Raw genomic sequence first — 16,670 nt, 5'->3', positions numbered from 1 at the left:
AGACTCCCTTCGGATGATGGCGGTAGCGGCGAAGCTTATTTCATCAGCGCCTTCCAGGGTTTGAGCGTCAGCACAGTATGGGCCTGCGTGGCGCGGGCAGCCAGGCGCTCGGCATCGACAGGTTGCCGCAGCAGCTCCAGCAACTTGGCCAGTTCGCCGTAGAGGCGGTCGGCTTCCGGCAGGTCGAGCACGCCGCGCGCCAGGCGCAACCAGGTAAGCATGCGCTGCAGGCGCGGCGCTTGGTCGGGGAGCAGCTCGGGATGCTGGTGGGCGCGCGCCAGCGGCGTGGCCTGGGCTTCTTCGGCAAGGCTGCGCAGCAGCCACTTGCCCAGCGCGGCAGAGCCCTGGCGGTTGCCGCGCTCGTTGCGCGACTCGGTCCAGGCCTTGGCCAGCAGCCAGCGCGAGGCATTCAGGGAGAACAGGCCCCAGCGGGTCTCGTCGAGTTCGCCGCGGAACAGTTGCGGCGCCTGCTGGCGTAGCGTCTCGTCGTCACGGCCGCGCTCGATGCGCGGCGCCCAGTCGGCGAGGAGAGCGTCCAGCGCTTCGCGCAGCTCGCGACTGCTGGCGCGTGGCACCGCCTGGCCGAGGCTGCCGAGCAGGGTACGCAGGTCCTGCAGGTGTTGCAGCCAGTCCTCCAGCAGGCGCCAGTGGCCGTTGAAGCGATACTGTTCGGCCAGTCGCTGGCTGCTGCCGAGCAGGTACCAGGCGATGGCGGCGAAGGCACCGTCCAGCGGGGTTTCCGCCAGCAGTTTCTGGGCCGGGGGATCGACCTCGTAGCTGTTCGGATCGAACAGGCGGTAGCCGCGCTCGGCCTTGCTGATGTCGCAGGGCATCAGCGGCAGGTCGGCGGCCAGTTCCGCGGCCAGCTCCAGCAGCGCGGCGGCATCGCCCTGGCGCAGTTCCAGCTCCAGTTCGCAGATTTCCTCCTGGTTGTCGCCGGCGACCACCTTGCCCAGGTCGAGCGCCGCCTCCACGACTACCCTGGCCTTGCCGCGGCCCCAGGCGATCTCGGCGCGCTGGCGGACGAAGTCGGTGCTGAAGATCGGCTTGAGCTGCTTCTTGTCGAGATCCTTGAGGGCCGCCGGCCAGCACTTGTCGTCGAGTTTCTTCAGGTCGAGCTTGTTCTTTTCCAGGTACCAGTCCCACTCGTTGCGTTCGGACAACCCGGCCACGCTCTGCCCGCGGCTTTTCAGCGTCTGGATGTACTGCTCGCCGTCGCGGCGCATGCGCAGCGCGACCTTGGCCCGGGCCAGCTCGCGGCCGGGGGTGTCGTAGTACTGGTTGTACAGTTCGCGGCGCTCCCAGCCCGATTTGTTGCGCTTCTTCAGCAACGGGTGCTCCTGCAAGGCTTCCAGGGTGGCGCGGCTGACGCGGAGTTTGATTTCGGTTTCTTTCTGCATGGGGCGATGTCCGGCTCGGGACGCCAGGCGTCCGCGGGTGAAGGTGTTCCAGATCAAAGGCGCGCGGGGTGGGTGGCCTATACTTTTCGGCATTTCCATCAGGGAGGCGTTCCATGCCGACCAATCCGTTCATCAGCCTGTTCGGCCGTTCGCCGATCGGGCCGATGCAGCAGCACATCGCCAAGGCCCACGAATGCGCGGCCGGCCTGTTGCCGTTCTTCCGCGCGGTGATCGCCGAGGACTGGGCGCAGGTCGAACAGGTTCAGCAGGACATGGTGCGACTGGAGCAGGAAGCCGATCGGCTGAAGAAGAACGTCCGGATGCACCTGCCCAAGAGCCTGTTCCTTCCGGTGCCGCGCTCCGATCTGTTGGAGCTGCTCAGTGTACAGGACAAAGTCGCCAATCGCGCCAAGGACATCGTCGGGCTGATGCTGGGCCGGCGCATGCGCATCCCGTTGCCGCTACAGGGCCAGATGCTCGCCTATGTGCAGCGCTCGGTGGACGCCAGCGCCCAGGCGTTGCGGGTGGTCAACGAACTCAACGAACTGCTCGAGACCGGCTTCGGCGGGCGCGAGACCAGCCTGGTGGAGAGCATGGTGGAGGAACTCGAGGCGATCGAGAACGATACCGACCGCATCCAGGTCGAGGTACGCCGCGAGCTGTTCCGTCTGGAAAGCGAGCTGCCGCCGGTGGACGTGATGTTCCTCTACCAGATCATCGAATGGATCGGCGATGTCGCCGACCGCGCCCAGCGGGTCGGCAACCGCCTGGAGCAATTGCTGGCGCGGTGAGCGCCAGTCTTCTTTCCGACCCTGCCTGCACACGGATACCGCCCATGTCCCTGATCGCCGACCACGGCTTCGCCTTCCTCGTACTCGCCTGCCTGTTCGGTTTCTTCATGGCCTGGGGCGTCGGCGCCAACGACGTCGCCAACGCCATGGGCACTTCGGTGGGCTCGCGCGCTCTGACCATCCGCCAGGCGATCCTGGTGGCCATGGTCTTCGAGTTCTGCGGTGCCTATTTCGCTGGTGGCGAAGTCACCGAAACGATCAGGAGCGGCATCGTCGACCCGCAGTACATGACCCCCGACCTGCTGGTCTTCGGCATGCTCTCGGCCTTGCTGGCCGCCGGGGTCTGGCTGTTGCTGGCGACGATCAAGGGCTGGCCGGTGTCGACCACCCACTCCATCGTCGGCGCGATCATCGGCTTCGCCTCGGTCGGTGTCTCGGTGCACGCGGTGCACTGGGGCGCGATCGGCCCGATCGTCGCCAGTTGGGTGGTGACGCCGGTGCTGTCCGGGCTGCTCGCCTTCGCCCTGTTCAGGAGCGTGCAGTGGCTGGTACTGCATGCCGAGGACCCGTTCCGCAGCGCGCGCCGCTACGTGCCGCTGTACATGTTCCTGGCGGGCTTCATGGTCGCGCTGATGACCGTCGGCAAGGGCCTGAAGCATGTCGGCCTGGAGCTTTCCGGCCTCCAGACGCTGGGCCTGGCGTTGCTCGCCGGTGGCCTGGTGATGGGCCTGGGCATCGTCCTGCTGTTGCGCATCCGACCCACTGGCGGAGCCGATCCGCGTGGCGGCTTCGCCAGCGTCGAGCGGGTCTTCGCGGTGCTGATGATCTTCACCGCCTGCTCCATGGCTTTCGCCCATGGCGCCAACGACGTGGCCAACGCCATCGGCCCGGTGGCGGCGGTCGTCGCGGTGGTCCAGGCCGGCGGCGACCTGGAACTGGTGACCCGCTCACCGGTGCCGTCCTGGGTACTGCTGCTGGGTGCGGTGGGCATCGTCATCGGCCTGGCTACCTATGGCTACCGGGTGATCGCGACCATCGGCCGGGAGATCACCGAGCTGACCCCCAGCCGCGGCTTCGCCGCCGAGCTGGCGACCGCCTCCACGGTGGTTGGCGCCTCGGCCATCGGCCTGCCGGTGTCCACTACCCATACCCTGGTCGGCGCGGTGCTCGGCATCGGCATGGCGCGCGGTATCGGCGCGCTCAACCTGCGGGTGATCGGCTCGATCTTCCTGTCCTGGGTAGTGACCCTGCCGGCCGGCGCGTTGCTGGCGATCCTGTTCTTCCTGGTCCTGCGCGCGCTGTTCGGCGCCTGAGCTCGGTCTTCGTCGGCTGGCGCAGGCGGAACCGGAACGGACGGTTTTATCCACTGCCGCGATAGGCCATGATGGGGCTCGATCCGTGTGGAGAGTCCCATGCCGTTGCCGTCTCTGAAAGACCAGTTCGGCGCGCTGATCGCCGCGTCTTCCGTCAGTTGCACCCAGCCCGAGCTGGACCAGACCAACCGCCCGGTGGTCGACCTGCTGGCCTCCTGGCTGGGCGATCTAGGCTTCCGCTGCGAGATCCGGGAAGTCTCGCCGGGCAAGTTCAACCTGCTGGCCAGCTACGGCAGCGGTCCCGGCGGGCTGGTGCTGGCCGGCCACACCGATACCGTGCCCTACGACGAAGCGCTGTGGAGCAGCGATCCGCTGCGCCTGGACGAGCGCGACGGCCGCTGGTACGGCCTCGGCAGTTGCGACATGAAGGGCTTCTTCCCGCTGGCCATCGAGGCCTTGCTGCCGCTGCTCGACCAGCCGTTCCGCCAGCCGCTGATGATCCTCGCCACCTGCGACGAGGAAAGCTCGATGGCCGGCGCCCGTGCCCTCGCCGAAAGCGGGCGACCGCTGGGTCGCGCCACGGTGATCGGCGAGCCGACCAACCTGCGGCCGATCCGCCTGCACAAGGGGGTGATGATGGAGCGCATCGAGATTCTCGGGCAGAGCGGCCATTCGTCCGATCCGAACCTCGGCCGTAGCGCCCTGGAGGCCATGCACGCGACCATCGGCGAGCTGATGGCGCTGCGCGGGGAATGGCAGCGGGCCTGGAACAACCCGCAGTTCAGCGTGCCCCAGCCGACCCTGAACTTCGGTTGCATCCACGGTGGCGACAATCCCAACCGCATCTGCGGCCAGTGTTCGCTGGAATTCGACCTGCGCCCGCTACCCGGCATGCAGCCTGAGCAGTTGCGCGAGGCGATCCGCCAGCGCCTGCGGCCGCTGGCCGAACGGCACCAGGTGAGCATCGACTACCAGCCGCTGTTCCCTGCCGTGCCGCCGTTCGAACAGGCGCAGGACAGCGAACTGGTACGCGTCGCCGAACGCCTGACCGGGCATCGCGCCGAGGCCGTGGCGTTCGGTACCGAGGCGCCGTACTTCCAGCGCCTGGGCAGCGAGACCCTGGTCCTCGGTGCCGGCGACATCGCCTGTGCCCACCAGCCCGACGAGCACCTCGAACTGGCGCGTATCGAACCGATGGTCGGCGTGCTGCGCCGGCTGATCCAGCATTACTGCCTGACGCCCGCCGCCGACTGAAGCGCGGCGTGGCCGGCGACCAGCTCGAAGCCGCCGTTGATGACGAACTGCACGCCCATCGCCACCAGCAGGAAGCCGACCACTCGCGAGATGGCGTCGATCCCGGATTCGCCGAGGAACTTCATGATGCGCCCGGAGCTTTGCAGGGCGATCCAGAAGATCAGCGCGGTGAGCAGGGTGACGGTGATCGCCGCGAGGTGGATGAACAGCGGAATGCTTCCGTAGGTGGATTGCAGCGTCGACGCCGAGCTGACCACCAGGGCGATGGTCCCCGGCCCCGCGGTACCCGGCAGGGCCAGCGGAACGAAGGACAGGTCGCGGAAGTGCGGGGTGATCTTTTCCTCGTCCGACAGCAGGTCGTGCTGGACTTCGGTCTCGTCCGGCGTGGTGGCGGGGAACAGCATGGTGAAACCGATATAGGCGACGATCAGCCCGCCGGCGATGCGCAGGCCGGGAATGGAGATGCCGAACACCTGCATCACCAGGCTGCCGCCGTAGAAGCTGACCAGCATGATCAGCGCCACGTAGAGGCTGGCCTTGAATATCTGCCGGTTGCGCTCCGCCGGCGGCAGGCTGCCGCCGAGGCCGAGCAGTAGCGAGACGCTGGTCAGCGGGTTGGCCACCGGAAGCACGGCGAGCAGTCCGATCAGGACGTGATGGAAGTATTCGCTCATGGATTTTCCTCGTTCGCGTGGTTGCGCGCCGGACGGCACGGCGAACGAGGCAGCCTAGCGAAAAAGCGCTGTACGAGTTAACCGGGGTTTTCGGATAGTTTTTTTCAAAAATAGTGGTAAAACGGTTCGTTCCGGCCCCAGGCCCCGTACCATGGTCGAATCCCGCGGCCGGGGGGCCGCCGAGGGTTTAAACTCGCGCGTGATCCATCCGTCTCGTTAACCAGAAAGTGAGGAGAAGCCTGTCGATGTTGCTGCGACGACGATAACGGCGCCCTTCGGGCCGTCCCGGCCGCTCACGCTTTGCTCTCGCTCACGAAACGACAGGCTTTCCCCACCATGCCCGACTACGTCAACTGGTTACGTCACGCTTCGCCCTACATCAACTCGCACCGGGACCGCACCTTCGTGGTCATGCTCCCCGGCGAAGGGGTGGAGCATCCCAATTTCGGCAATATCGTCCACGACCTGGTCCTTCTCCACAGCCTCGGCGCGCGCCTGGTGCTGGTGCACGGTTCGCGCCCGCAGATCGAGGCGCGCCTGGCCGCGCGCGGCCTGGCTCCGCGCTATCACCGCGACCTGCGAGTGACCGATGCGCCGACCCTGGAATGCGTCATCGACGCCGTGGGTAGCCTGCGCATCGCCATCGAGGCGCGGCTGTCGATGGACATGGCCGCCTCGCCGATGCAGGGCGCGCGCCTGCGGGTCGCTGGCGGCAACCTGGTCACCGCGCGGCCGATCGGCGTGGTCGAGGGTGTCGACTACCACCATACCGGTGAGGTCCGTCGCATCGACCGCAAGGGCATTGGCCGCCTTCTCGACGAGCGCAGCATCGTTCTGCTTTCGCCGCTGGGCTACTCGCCGACCGGGGAAATCTTCAACCTGGCCTGTGAAGACGTGGCCATGCGCGCCGCCATCGACCTGGAAGCGGAAAAGCTGATTCTCTACGGCGCCGAACAGGGCTTGCTGGACGCATCCGGCAAACTGGTCCGCGAACTACGCCCGCAGCAGGTGCCCGCGCACCTGCAACGGCTGGGCAACAGCTACCAGGCCGAGCTGCTGGACGCCGCGGCGCAGGCCTGCCGGGCCGGGGTCAAGCGCAGCCATATCGTCAGCTACACCGAGGACGGCGCGCTGCTCAGCGAGCTGTTCACCCGCACCGGCAACGGCACCCTGGTCGCCCAGGAGCAGTTCGAGCAGTTGCGCGAGGCGGGCATCGAGGACGTTGGCGGGCTGATCGAGCTGATCCGCCCACTGGAAGAGCAGGGCATCCTGGTACGCCGTTCCCGCGAGGTGCTGGAACGCGAGATCGAACAGTTCAGCATCGTCGAGCGCGAAGGGCTGATCATCGCCTGCGCCGCGCTCTATCCGATCGCCGATTCCGAGGCGGGCGAGCTGGCCTGTCTGGCGGTCAACCCGGAGTACCGCCACGGCGGGCGTGGCGACGAACTGCTGGAGCGGATCGAAGAGCGCGCGCGCGGACTCGGCCTGAAGACCCTGTTCGTGCTCACCACGCGGACCGCGCACTGGTTCCGCGAGCGCGGCTTCCAGCCCAGCAGCGTCGAACGGCTACCGGCGGCGCGGGCCTCGCTGTACAACTTCCAGCGCAATTCGCAGGTATTCGAGAAGAGCCTGTGATCCGCCGGCGCGTCCCTGGGCGCAGGGGCGCGCCGGCTTGGCTCAGTTGCTGATCAGGCCGAGGATGCTCGCCTGGTAGGCGGCGACGAAGGTATCGAAGTCGCCATCCTGGTCGCGTTCCAGCTCCGTCTGTTCGGTCAGGGAGTCGCTGGCCATCTTCTCGAAGCGCGCCTGCTCTTCGGCGGCCAGCGGATGCTGGCGGAAATACTCCGCGTGTTCGCGGCTCTGGCGCAGGGAGAACGCTTCGAAGCTCTCGCCGCGCTCGCGCATGACCTTCAGCACCTGCGCCGAAGGCGTCAGTTCCGCATCGGCCACCTTCGCCCGCTGCGCTGCCAGCGCCGCCGCGTGGGCTTCGCCGCCGCGCGCGCGGTCGAGCAGCGCCGCGGTGTCGGCGATTCGTTCGAGCAGCTCGTTCGCCCAGACCTGCAATTCCACCGGCTGGCCGCGACGTTGCAATTGCAGGCCCGGCCGCCTGCCTTCCTTGACCACGGCGAGGAAGTTGTCGGTGGCGTCGCTGCACTCGCCGTTCAGCAGCGGGCTGTCGCTGAACGCGCAGAACAGCAGGAAGGCGTCGAGGAAGCGCGCCTCGTCCAGGTCGATGCCCAGCGGCAGGAACGGGTTGATGTCCAGGCAGCGCACTTCCACGTACTGCACGCCGCGAGCGGCCAGGGCCTGCACCGGACGCTCGCCGGTGTAGGTGACGCGCTTTGGCCGGATGCTCGAGTAGTACTCGTTCTCGATCTGCAGGATGTTGGTGTTCAGCTGCACCCATTCGCCATCCTGCTTGGTGCCGACCTTCTCGTAGGGCGGGTAGGGCGTGCTGACCGCCTGGCGCAGGCTGTCGATGTAGCTCTGCAGGTCGTTGTAGCAGGGCGTCAGACCGGCCTGGGCGTTGTTCTGGTAGCCCAGGTCGCTCATCCGCAGGCTGGTGGCGTAGGGCAGGTAAAGCGTGTGTTCGTCGAGGCGCTCCAACTGGCTCGGGCGGCCACGCAGGAAGCCGGCGTCGAGGGCCGGCGAGGCGCCGAACAGGTACATCAGCAGCCAGCTGTAGCGGCGGAAATTGCGAATCAGGGCGATGTAGGCGGCGGACTGGTAGTCGCGTTCCGACAGCTCGCTGCCTTCGGCCTGGCGCAGCAGCGGCCAGAGCCTCTCCGGCAGGGAGAAGTTGTAGTGGATGCCGGCGATGCACTGCATGGTCTTGCCGTAGCGCAGCGCCAGGCCCTTGCGGTAGACGTACTTCAGGCGGCCGATCATCGAGCTGCCGTAGCGGGCGATCGGGATGCTCTCCTCGTCCGGCAGCTCGCAGGGCATCGATGGGCTCCACAGGTATTCGCCGTCCAGTTTCGAACTGGCGAAGCGGTGGATGCGCTCGAGATCGCCCAGAGTGTCGGCGACGTCGGTTTCCGTGGGCGTGATGAACTCCAGCAAGGCCTCGGAGTAGTCGGTAGTGATCTGCGGATGGGTCAGGGTCGAACCCAGGGCCCGGGGGTGGGGGGTGAGCGCCAGCTTGCCGTCGCTATCGACTCGCAGGCATTCGCGCTCGATGCCATGCAGGCACTCGGTCAGCAGGGGCAGGTTGGCTGCGGCGCCGAGCAGAGCCAGGCGGCGGGAGAGAAGATCGCTCAAGTCGGGATTCCTTGTGATCGCGTCCCAGATCGGTCGCCCCAATATGAGGGTGGACCGAGCGGTCTACAAGAGGGAGGACGTAAATGCGTTTTCGCTTCGTCCGGGGGCCGGTCGCCGCGACTTCGGCGGGAGCCGTCGAGGCGGGCGCCCGGCACGGATCGGGATCGCCGTTGCGCGCCATTCTGCCGCATGGCGGCCGCGCCGGTTTACAACTGGGCGAAGGTACCTTGTCCTTTCGCGACCAGTTTGTCGCCTTGCCGCACCTCGGCTTCCACCACCAGGCTGCGGCGCCCGGCATGGAGGACGCGGGCGACGCAGCGCACCTCGCCGTCGGCGACGGCGCGGATGTAGTTGATCTTGCATTCCAGGGTGACGCTCTGGCGGTCGAAACCATGGGAACTGGAGCAGGCCAGCCCCATGGTCACGTCCATCAGCGAGAACAGCGCGCCGCCGTGCATGACCCCGCCGCGGTTGCGCAGGTGCGCGGCCATCGGCAGGCGTACCTCGGCGACGCCGTCGCCGAGGCTGACCGGGTCCAGGCCGACCAGTTCGCTGTAGGCGCTGATCATCTGCTCGCGGGCGGGCATCTCGCTCATGGACGGCTCCGTCACTTCTTCTTCAGTTGCTTGGCGTTGGCGAACAGCGCGGCCATGGCGTTGTTCGCCGGCGGCGCGCTCTGTCCGCGCGGGGCGCCACGCTCCTGGCGCGGCTGGCCGCTGCCGGTGGGACGCCCGCCGCGCTGGCCTTCGACCTTCTCGCCGGGGGTGTCGCTCATGCGCATGGACAGGCCGACACGGTTGCGCGGGATGTCCACTTCCATGACCTTGACCTTGACGATGTCGCCGGCCTTGACCACTTCGTACGGATCCTTGACGAACTTCTCGGACAGCGCCGAGATGTGCACCAGGCCGTCCTGGTGGACGCCGATGTCGACGAACGCGCCGAAGTTGGTGACGTTGGTCACCACGCCCTCCAGGACCATGCCCGGCTTGAGGTCCTTGAGGCTCTCGACGCCTTCCTGGAATTCTGCGGTCTTGAACTCCGGACGCGGGTCGCGGCCGGGCTTGTCGAGTTCCTTGAGGATGTCGGTGACGGTCGGCAGGCCGAAGGTCTCGTCGGTGAACTTCTTCGGGTCGAGGCGCTTGAGGAACGCCGAGTCGCCGATCAGCGAGCGGATGTCGCGCTCGGTGTCGGCGGCGATGCGCTGCACCAGCGGATAGGTCTCCGGGTGCACCGCCGAGGCGTCCAGCGGGTTGTCGCCGTTCATCACGCGGAGGAAGCCGGCGGCTTGCTCGAAGGTCTTTTCGCCCAGGCGGCTGACTTTCTTCAGCTCGTCGCGGGTGCGGAACGCTCCGTTGGCGTCGCGGTGCGCGACGATGTTCTGCGCCAGCGTCGAGTTGAGGCCGGAGATGCGTGCCAGCAGGGCGGCGGAGGCGGTGTTGACGTCGACGCCGACGGCGTTCACGCAATCCTCGACCACCGCGTCCAGGCTACGCGCCAGCTTCAGCTGGGACACGTCGTGCTGGTACTGGCCGACGCCGATCGACTTGGGCTCGATCTTCACCAGCTCCGCCAGCGGGTCCTGCAGGCGACGGGCGATGGATACGGCGCCGCGCAGGGACACGTCCAGCTCGGGGAACTCCTTCGCCGCCAGTTCGGAGGCGGAATACACCGATGCGCCGGCTTCGCTGACCATGATCTTGGTCAGCTTCATGCCCGGATACTTCTTGATCAGTTCGCCGGCCAGCTTGTCGGTCTCGCGGCTGGCGGTGCCGTTGCCGATGGCGATCAGCTCGACCTGGTGCTTGGCGCACAGCGCGGCGAGCACGGCGAGGGTCTGGTCCCACTGGTTCTTCGGCGCATGTGGGTAGACGGTGGCGGTGTCCAGCAGCTTGCCGGTGGCGTCGACCACCGCGACCTTGACCCCGGTGCGCAGGCCCGGGTCGAGGCCGAGGGTGGCGCGCGGGCCGGCCGGGGCGGCCAGCAGCAGGTCGTGCAGGTTGCGCGCGAACACGCTGATCGCCTCGTCCTCGGCGCCGTCGCGGAGCTCGCCGAACAGGTCGGTTTCCAGGTGGGTATAGAGCTTGACCTTCCAGGTCCAGCGCACCACCTCGGCCAGCCACTTGTCGGCGGCGCGGCCCTGGTTGGACAGGCCGAAGCGCTCGGCGATCATGACCTCGCATGGGTGCAGGGTGCCCGGCGCTTCCTCGCCGACCTTCAGCGAGGCGCTGAGGACGCCTTCGTTGCGTCCGCGGAAGATCGCCAGGGCGCGGTGCGACGGGGCGCTTTTCAGCGGCTCGTCGTGTTCGAAGTAGTCGCTGAACTTGGCGCCTTCCTGTTCCTTGCCGGGGACCACGCGGGCGGTCAGGGTCGCTTCGTTCTTCATGAACACGCGCAGCTTGTCGAGCAGCGTGGCGTCTTCGGCGAAGCGCTCCATGAGGATGTACTTGGCGCCTTCCAGCACCGCCTTGACGTCGGCGAAGCCTTTCTCGGCGTCGACGAAACGCGCGGCCTCGCTTTCCGGGACCAGGGTCGGGTCGTCGAACAGTGCGTCGGCCAGCGCGCCGAGGCCGGCTTCCAGGGCGATCTGGCCCTTGGTGCGGCGCTTCTGCTTATAAGGCAGGTAGAGGTCTTCGAGACGGGTCTTGGTGTCGGCGAGCTTGATGTCGCGGGCCAGTTCGGGGGTCAGCTTGCCCTGTTCCTCGATGCTGGCGAGGATCGCGCCGCGGCGTTCTTCCAGTTCGCGCAGGTAGCGCAGGCGCTCTTCCAGCATGCGCAACTGGGTATCGTCGAGGCTGCCGGTGACCTCTTTGCGGTAACGGGCGATGAAGGGAACGGTGGAGCCTTCGTCGAGCAGGGCGACGGCAGCGGCGACTTGCTGCGGTTGAACGCGGCCGGAGGGCAGTGCGGAGAGCTCTTCGGCGATACGGGTGTTGATGCTGTCCATTGATCCACCTGGTAAAACGAACGAAAACGGGCCGTGTAGACAACGCCCCGCCGCAAAAGCGCCGCATTATACCTGCCAAGTTTCGCCTTGGAGGGCGGCTGGTCGGGGAAAAATCTGCTAACAATGGACAGTCCGGCCCAGCCGCTACCTGGGCGATAATGCCCGCCTGACTCATTCTGGGAGTTTCTATGTCGAACCCTGCCGCCCTGGCCGAAGGTGAAAAGATCCTCGTCGTCGACGACGACGCCCGCCTGCGCCGCCTGCTCGAACGTTTCCTCGACGAGCAGGGCTACCGCGTCCGCGCGGTGGAGAACACCGAGCAGATGGATCGCCTTCTATCCCGCGAACTGTTCCAGCTGGTTGTGCTCGACCTGATGCTTCCCGGCGAGGACGGCCTCACTGCCTGCCGCCGCCTGCGCGAACAGAACAACCAGGTGCCGATCATCATGCTCACCGCCAAGGGCGACGAGGGCAGCCGCATCCAGGGCCTGGAACTGGGCGCCGACGACTACCTGGCCAAGCCGTTCAACCCGCGCGAACTGCTGGCGCGGATCAAGGCCGTGCTGCGCCGCCAGGCGCCGCTGGTGCCCGGCGCGCCTGCCGGTGCCGACGAGGTGGTGACCTTCGGCGACTACCAGCTGTTCCTCGCCACCCGCGAACTGAAGAAGGGCGACGAGGTACACATGCTGACCACCGGCGAGTTCGCCGTGCTCAAGGCCCTGGTGCAGCACGCCCGCGAACCGCTGACCCGGGACAAGCTGATGAACCTCGCCCGTGGCCGCGAGTGGGATGCCCTGGAGCGTTCCATCGACGTGCAGATCTCGCGCCTGCGCCGGCTGATCGAGCCGGATCCGTCCAAGCCGCGCTATATCCAGACGGTCTGGGGCGTCGGCTACGTGTTCGTGCCGGACGGCAACGCGCGCAAGGCCTGAGTCTCCGCGCGGCCGGTGCAGCGATGCACCGGCCGCGTCGTCTTACCCGCAACAGGCGTCGGCCCCGTCCGCCGGCGCGCAACCGGTCCGATCGATGAAAACGCCGCTCTGGTTCCCGCAAAGCTTCTTCGCCCGCACCCTCTGGCTGGTGCTGATCGTCGTGCTGTTCTCCAAGGCGCTGACCCTGGTCTACCTGCTGATGAACGAGGACGTGATCGTCGACCGCCAGTACAGCCACGGCGCGGCGCTGACCATCCGCGCGTTCTGGGCTGCCGACGAGGAGTCGCGCGCGGCCATCGCCAAGGCTTCCGGCCTGCGCTGGGTGCCGAGCAGCGCCGACCAGCCCGGCGAGCAGCACTGGCCGTACACGGAAATCTTCCAGCGGCAGATGCAGATGGAGCTGGGGCCGGACACCGAGACCCGCCTGCGTATCCACCAGCCGTCGCAGCTCTGGGTGCGCGCACCGAGCCTCGGCGAAGGCTGGCTGGCGGTGCCGCTGTATCCGCATCCCTTGCGTGGCCAACGGATCTGGAGCGTGCTCGGCTGGTTCCTCGGCATCGGCCTGCTCTCCACCGCCGCCGCCTGGATCTTCGTCCGCCAGCTCAGCCAGCCGCTCAAGCGCCTGGTGGTCGCCGCCCGCCAGTTCGGCCAGGGGCGCAGCGTGCGCCTGCCGCTGGGACCGGAGACGCCGAGTGAAATGGCCGAGGTGTATCGCGCCTTCAACCAGATGGCCGAGGACATCGAGCAGGGCGGGCGCGAACGCGAATTGATGTTGGCCGGTGTCTCCCACGACCTGCGCACCCCGCTGACGCGCCTGCGCCTGTCGCTGGAGTTGCTGCCGGAGAGCGAACGGGAGATGGTCGAGGACATGATCCGCGACATCGAGGACATGGACGCGATCCTCGACCAGTTCCTCGCTTTCATCCGCGACGGCCGCGACGAGCCGGTGGAGGAGGGCGACCTGACCGACCTGGTGCGCGAGGTCGTGGCGCCGTTCAACCAGACTCGCGAGCAGGTGCGCATGGCCTTGCAACCGGTACCGGCGATGCCGTTGCGGCGTGTGTCGATGAAGCGTCTGCTGGGCAACCTGATCGACAATGCCCTGAACCACGGCGGCGGTTCGGTGGAGGTGGCCAGCTACGTGGCCGGCGAAAGCGCGGCGCCCTACGTGGTGCTGAGCGTGCTCGATCGCGGCCAGGGCATCGATCCCGCGGAAGTGGACAGCATCTTCAATCCCTTCATCCGTGGCGACAAGGCGCGTGGCGGCAAGGGCACCGGCCTCGGCCTGGCGATCGTCAAGCGCATCGCCGCCCAGCACGGCGGCAGCGTCGAACTGCGCAACCGCGATGGCGGCGGCCTGGAAGCGCGGGTCTGCCTGCCGCTGGGGTTGCTGCTGCCGCGCGGCGCGGCCTGATACCCGACGGGTTTGTGCCGTTCCAGCGGCACTTCCCGCCCCCTCTCGCGCTTACGGAGAAGGGCGCGCCCCGTCCCTACCAGCGCAACCGGTTTCCCTCGAGCACCGCGGTCTTCCCGTAAGGCCAGGCTCGGTTCTGCGCACCATGCCCGCTGGGCAGGTGGTGGTAGAGCGGCACCTCGATGGCGGCGGCGTATTCGCCGAAGATCCGCTCCAGGCTGTGGGCGACTTCCTTGCGCGGGCAATCGGTGAACGAGCCCAGGCAGATCGCGCCGAGCTGGCGCGCGTCGATGCTTTCGAGCAATTGCCAGAGGCTGCGCTCCAGGCGGTAGTAGGGTTCGCCGACGTCCTCCAGGACCAGGATCGACCCCGCCGGGGCGTGCAGGCCGCCGAGGGTGCCGGCCATGCAGGCCAGGGCGGTGAGGTTGCCGCCGATCAGCGCGCCTTCGACGCGTTGCTTGTGTCCGCCGAGGTGCTGCACCGGGAGTTCATGGTCGATTCCGGCCAGCAAGCGGCTGACCGAGGCCAGAGAGGCTAGCCGCTCCTGCTGCTCGCGGGGGGCGCTCAGCGGCGACAGACCGAGTCCGGTGGCCACCGGGCCGTGGATCGCAGGCAGGCCGTGGCGGTGGAAAGCGCTGAGCAACACCGAGATGTCGGAGAAACCGATCAGTGGCCGCGGCGAGGCCGCCTGCAGGCGCCCCCAGTCCAGGCCCGGCAGCAACTGGCCGCAGCCGTAGCCGCCGCGCAGGCACCAGACCGCGGTGATGTCCGGCATGTCGAAGGCGTTGTGCAGGTCTTCCAGGCGCTGCTCGACCGTCCCGGCGAGGTAGCGGTAGCGGGCTTCGACGTGGCGGCCGAGATGGTAGTCCACGCCGTGCACTTCCAGTTGCCGCAGGGTCGCCTCCAGCACGTCGGTGGCGATGGCCGAGGCTGGCGCGATCAGCGCCACCCGGCCGTCGATGGGCTGCCAGGTCTGGTCGGAGGAAGGACGAGAGGTCATGCGGCGATTCCGTGAAGCGTCAGGAAAGGATTCGAGTGCCGGAATAGCCCAGGGTTCGGCGGGGTTTCCGGCATCGGTTGCGGCGATGCTTCATTCAAGCGTGGCATGGACCTTCTGTCGAGGCCGGGATCGCCAGCGTAATGCGGTGCGTCCGATGGGCCGGGACAACGCATGCGTTGTCTGGTCCGGCTCACCCCTTTCCCTTCGTCCTGGCCAGGTGGGGGCCGCCGTTCTTTTCCAGGTACTGGATGATGATCCCGGCGATGTCCTTGCCGGTGGTGGATTCGATACCTTCCAGGCCCGGCGAGGAGTTCACCTCCATTACCAGCGGACCATGGTTGGAGCGCAGGATGTCCACCCCGGCGACGTTCAGGCCCATCACGCGGGCGGCGCGGATGGCGGTCATGCGTTCTTCCGGGGTGATCTTGATCAGGCTGGCGCTGCCGCCTCGGTGCAGGTTGGAGCGGAACTCGCCGGGCGCTGCCTGGCGCTTCATCGAGGCGATCACCTTGTCGCCGACCACGAAGCAGCGGATGTCGGCGCCGCCGGCTTCCTTTATGTACTCCTGGACCATGATGTTGTGCTTGAGCCCCATGAAAGCCTCGAGCACCGATTCGGCGGCCTTCTCGGTTTCGCAGAGGACCACGCCGATGCCCTGGGTGCCCTCCAGCAGCTTGATCACCAACGGTGCGCCTCCGACCATCTCGATCAGGTCCGGGACGTCGTCCGGGGAATGAGCGAAGCCGGTCACCGGCAGGCCGATGCCCTTGCGCGACAGCAGTTGCAGCGAGCGCAGCTTGTCCCGCGAGCGAGCGATGGCGACCGACTCGTTGAGCGGGAACACGCCCATCATCTCGAACTGGCGCAATACCGCGCAGCCGTAGAAGGTCACCGAGGCGCCGATGCGCGGGATCACCGCGTCGAAGCCCTCCAGCGGTTGTCCCCGGTAGTGGATCTGCGGCTTGTGGCTGGCGATGTTCATGTAGGCGCGCAGCGTATCGATGACCACCATTTCATGGCCGCGCTCCCGCCCGGCCTCCACCAGGCGACGGGTCGAGTAGAGCCGGGGATTGCGCGACAGCACGGCGATTTTCATTCAGCACCTGTGGATGGGTTGGACCGGCTGGTGGGCAGCGGCGGCGAGGCTGTGGGTTGTCGTCGCGGCAGGCATTGGACCGGCCGTTTCGGGAATGGATGGAGGTTGGACAGGTGCTGCCGGCGAATGGCTCAAACCGGACTCCCGTCGAGCAGGTTGATGCCCGTCGCCGCGGGCAGGGCGGCCGGCGACTCGGGACGATCCTGGACGTAGGCCAGGGCCGGGTTGACCACCAGTTGCCCGGCGATCAGCGCCTTGGAGCCGAGCAGCACGCGATAGCGCATGGACTTGCGGCAGGCCAGGGTGAACTCCACCGGCCACATGCGATCGCCCAGCGCCAGGGTGGTGCGGATCACGTAGCGGGTCTGGGCCTGGCCGTTGGAGCTGCGAATGGTCTTGCGCGCGACCATCGGCGCTTCGCAACGGTGCCGGCGCTGTACCAGCGTGCCGAGGTGGGCGGTGAAGCGCACCCACTTCTCGCCGTCGCGCTCGAAGGGAACGATGTCCGAGGCATGTAGGCTGGAGGTGCTGGCGCCGGTGTCGATCTTCGCGCGCAGCCCGACCATGCCCAGTTCGGGAAAGGCGATC

At 67.4% G+C, this 16,670-nt stretch carries 14 protein-coding genes; 6 read left to right on the top strand and 8 right to left on the bottom strand.

Annotated elements, in window-relative coordinates:
• Positions 1-35: 35 nt before the first annotated feature.
• Positions 36-1,400, bottom strand: coding sequence for an inorganic triphosphatase (locus LJF27_RS02665; RefSeq protein WP_003100082.1), 1,365 nt, complete (start codon positions 1,398-1,400; stop codon positions 36-38).
• Positions 1,401-1,513: 113 nt separating this feature from the next.
• Here LJF27_RS02665 and LJF27_RS02660 point away from each other — a divergent pair, with 113 nt between their 5' ends.
• The 3 genes from LJF27_RS02660 (at position 1,514) to argE (ending at position 4,758) form a co-directional block, all read left to right on the top strand.
• Positions 1,514-2,191 (top strand): TIGR00153 family protein, encoded by a 678-nt coding sequence (locus LJF27_RS02660; RefSeq protein ID WP_003100081.1) that lies wholly within the window; start codon positions 1,514-1,516, stop codon positions 2,189-2,191.
• Positions 2,192-2,235: 44 nt separating this feature from the next.
• Positions 2,236-3,504 (top strand): inorganic phosphate transporter, encoded by a 1,269-nt coding sequence (locus tag LJF27_RS02655; protein ID WP_023107373.1) that lies wholly within the window; start codon positions 2,236-2,238, stop codon positions 3,502-3,504.
• Between the two features lie 99 nt (positions 3,505-3,603).
• Positions 3,604-4,758, top strand: a complete 1,155-nt coding sequence (gene argE / locus LJF27_RS02650) for an acetylornithine deacetylase (RefSeq protein WP_003100077.1) — start codon at positions 3,604-3,606, stop codon at positions 4,756-4,758.
• Here the strand turns inward: argE and LJF27_RS02645 are convergent.
• A complete protein-coding gene (locus tag LJF27_RS02645) occupies positions 4,731-5,432 on the bottom strand; it encodes a MarC family NAAT transporter (protein ID WP_003114055.1) in 702 nt (233 codons plus the stop codon). The genes argE and LJF27_RS02645 overlap by 28 nt on opposite strands.
• Positions 5,433-5,768: 336 nt before the next feature.
• Here LJF27_RS02645 and argA point away from each other — a divergent pair, with 336 nt between their 5' ends.
• Positions 5,769-7,067: an amino-acid N-acetyltransferase gene (argA, locus tag LJF27_RS02640; RefSeq protein WP_003096265.1), complete on the top strand. Its 1,299-nt coding sequence runs from the start codon at positions 5,769-5,771 to the stop codon at positions 7,065-7,067.
• A 42-nt stretch (positions 7,068-7,109) separates the two neighbouring features.
• Here the strand turns inward: argA and gshA are convergent, their stop codons facing one another.
• From gshA to LJF27_RS02625, 3 genes are all read right to left on the bottom strand, one after another.
• The gene (gene gshA / locus LJF27_RS02635; protein WP_023116827.1) at positions 7,110-8,693 is read right to left on the bottom strand and encodes a glutamate--cysteine ligase; all 1,584 of its coding nucleotides are present in this window, start codon (positions 8,691-8,693) and stop codon (positions 7,110-7,112) included.
• A 206-nt stretch (positions 8,694-8,899) separates the two neighbouring features.
• Complete coding sequence (locus tag LJF27_RS02630) at positions 8,900-9,262, bottom strand: PaaI family thioesterase (RefSeq protein WP_042115369.1); 363 nt, start codon at positions 9,260-9,262, stop codon at positions 8,900-8,902.
• Between the two features lie 38 nt (positions 9,263-9,300).
• Positions 9,301-11,640, bottom strand: a complete 2,340-nt coding sequence (locus LJF27_RS02625; RefSeq protein WP_003100071.1) for a Tex family protein — start codon at positions 11,638-11,640, stop codon at positions 9,301-9,303.
• A 188-nt stretch (positions 11,641-11,828) separates the two neighbouring features.
• Between LJF27_RS02625 and amgR the strand changes: the two genes are divergently transcribed.
• Positions 11,829-12,572, top strand: a complete 744-nt coding sequence (gene amgR / locus LJF27_RS02620; RefSeq protein WP_003096259.1) for a two-component system response regulator AmgR — start codon at positions 11,829-11,831, stop codon at positions 12,570-12,572.
• Between the two features lie 94 nt (positions 12,573-12,666).
• Positions 12,667-13,986, top strand: coding sequence for a two-component system sensor histidine kinase AmgS (gene amgS, locus LJF27_RS02615; protein ID WP_003096258.1), 1,320 nt, complete (start codon positions 12,667-12,669; stop codon positions 13,984-13,986).
• Positions 13,987-14,062: 76 nt separating this feature from the next.
• Here the strand turns inward: amgS and LJF27_RS02610 are convergent, their stop codons facing one another.
• From LJF27_RS02610 to LJF27_RS02600, 3 genes are all read right to left on the bottom strand, one after another.
• On the bottom strand, positions 14,063-14,986 hold the full coding sequence (locus tag LJF27_RS02610; RefSeq protein WP_003100070.1) for an LD-carboxypeptidase: 924 nt from the start codon (positions 14,984-14,986) through the stop codon (positions 14,063-14,065).
• Between the two features lie 190 nt (positions 14,987-15,176).
• A complete protein-coding gene (rimK, locus tag LJF27_RS02605; protein WP_003096254.1) occupies positions 15,177-16,082 on the bottom strand; it encodes a 30S ribosomal protein S6--L-glutamate ligase in 906 nt (301 codons plus the stop codon).
• Positions 16,083-16,213: 131 nt separating this feature from the next.
• Positions 16,214-16,648, bottom strand: coding sequence for an ATP-dependent zinc protease (locus LJF27_RS02600; RefSeq protein ID WP_003123679.1), 435 nt, complete (start codon positions 16,646-16,648; stop codon positions 16,214-16,216).
• Positions 16,649-16,670 lie beyond the last annotated feature (22 nt).

The organism is Pseudomonas sp. 203-8 (assembly GCF_020708595.1).
GTDB classification, from domain to species: domain Bacteria; phylum Pseudomonadota; class Gammaproteobacteria; order Pseudomonadales; family Pseudomonadaceae; genus Pseudomonas; species Pseudomonas aeruginosa.
Note: the sequence above shows the minus strand (reverse complement) of the source record. Positions and strands in the feature narration are given on the sequence as shown.

What these genes read in the sequence shown, in the direction of transcription:
- LJF27_RS02665 (WP_003100082.1), bottom strand. Translation starts at nt 1,400, where the DNA reads ATGCAGAAAGAAACCGAAATCAAACTCCGCGTCAGCCGCGCCACCCTG.
- LJF27_RS02660 (WP_003100081.1), top strand. Translation starts at nt 1,514, where the DNA reads ATGCCGACCAATCCGTTCATCAGCCTGTTCGGCCGTTCGCCGATCGGG.
- LJF27_RS02655 (WP_023107373.1), top strand. Translation starts at nt 2,236, where the DNA reads ATGTCCCTGATCGCCGACCACGGCTTCGCCTTCCTCGTACTCGCCTGC.
- argE (WP_003100077.1), top strand. Translation starts at nt 3,604, where the DNA reads ATGCCGTTGCCGTCTCTGAAAGACCAGTTCGGCGCGCTGATCGCCGCG.
- LJF27_RS02645 (WP_003114055.1), bottom strand. Translation starts at nt 5,432, where the DNA reads ATGAGCGAATACTTCCATCACGTCCTGATCGGACTGCTCGCCGTGCTT.
- argA (WP_003096265.1), top strand. Translation starts at nt 5,769, where the DNA reads ATGCCCGACTACGTCAACTGGTTACGTCACGCTTCGCCCTACATCAAC.
- LJF27_RS02630 (WP_042115369.1), bottom strand. Translation starts at nt 9,262, where the DNA reads ATGATCAGCGCCTACAGCGAACTGGTCGGCCTGGACCCGGTCAGCCTC.
- LJF27_RS02625 (WP_003100071.1), bottom strand. Translation starts at nt 11,640, where the DNA reads ATGGACAGCATCAACACCCGTATCGCCGAAGAGCTCTCCGCACTGCCC.
- amgR (WP_003096259.1), top strand. Translation starts at nt 11,829, where the DNA reads ATGTCGAACCCTGCCGCCCTGGCCGAAGGTGAAAAGATCCTCGTCGTC.
- amgS (WP_003096258.1), top strand. Translation starts at nt 12,667, where the DNA reads ATGAAAACGCCGCTCTGGTTCCCGCAAAGCTTCTTCGCCCGCACCCTC.
- LJF27_RS02610 (WP_003100070.1), bottom strand. Translation starts at nt 14,986, where the DNA reads ATGACCTCTCGTCCTTCCTCCGACCAGACCTGGCAGCCCATCGACGGC.
- rimK (WP_003096254.1), bottom strand. Translation starts at nt 16,082, where the DNA reads ATGAAAATCGCCGTGCTGTCGCGCAATCCCCGGCTCTACTCGACCCGT.
- LJF27_RS02600 (WP_003123679.1), bottom strand. Translation starts at nt 16,648, where the DNA reads ATGGTCGGGCTGCGCGCGAAGATCGACACCGGCGCCAGCACCTCCAGC.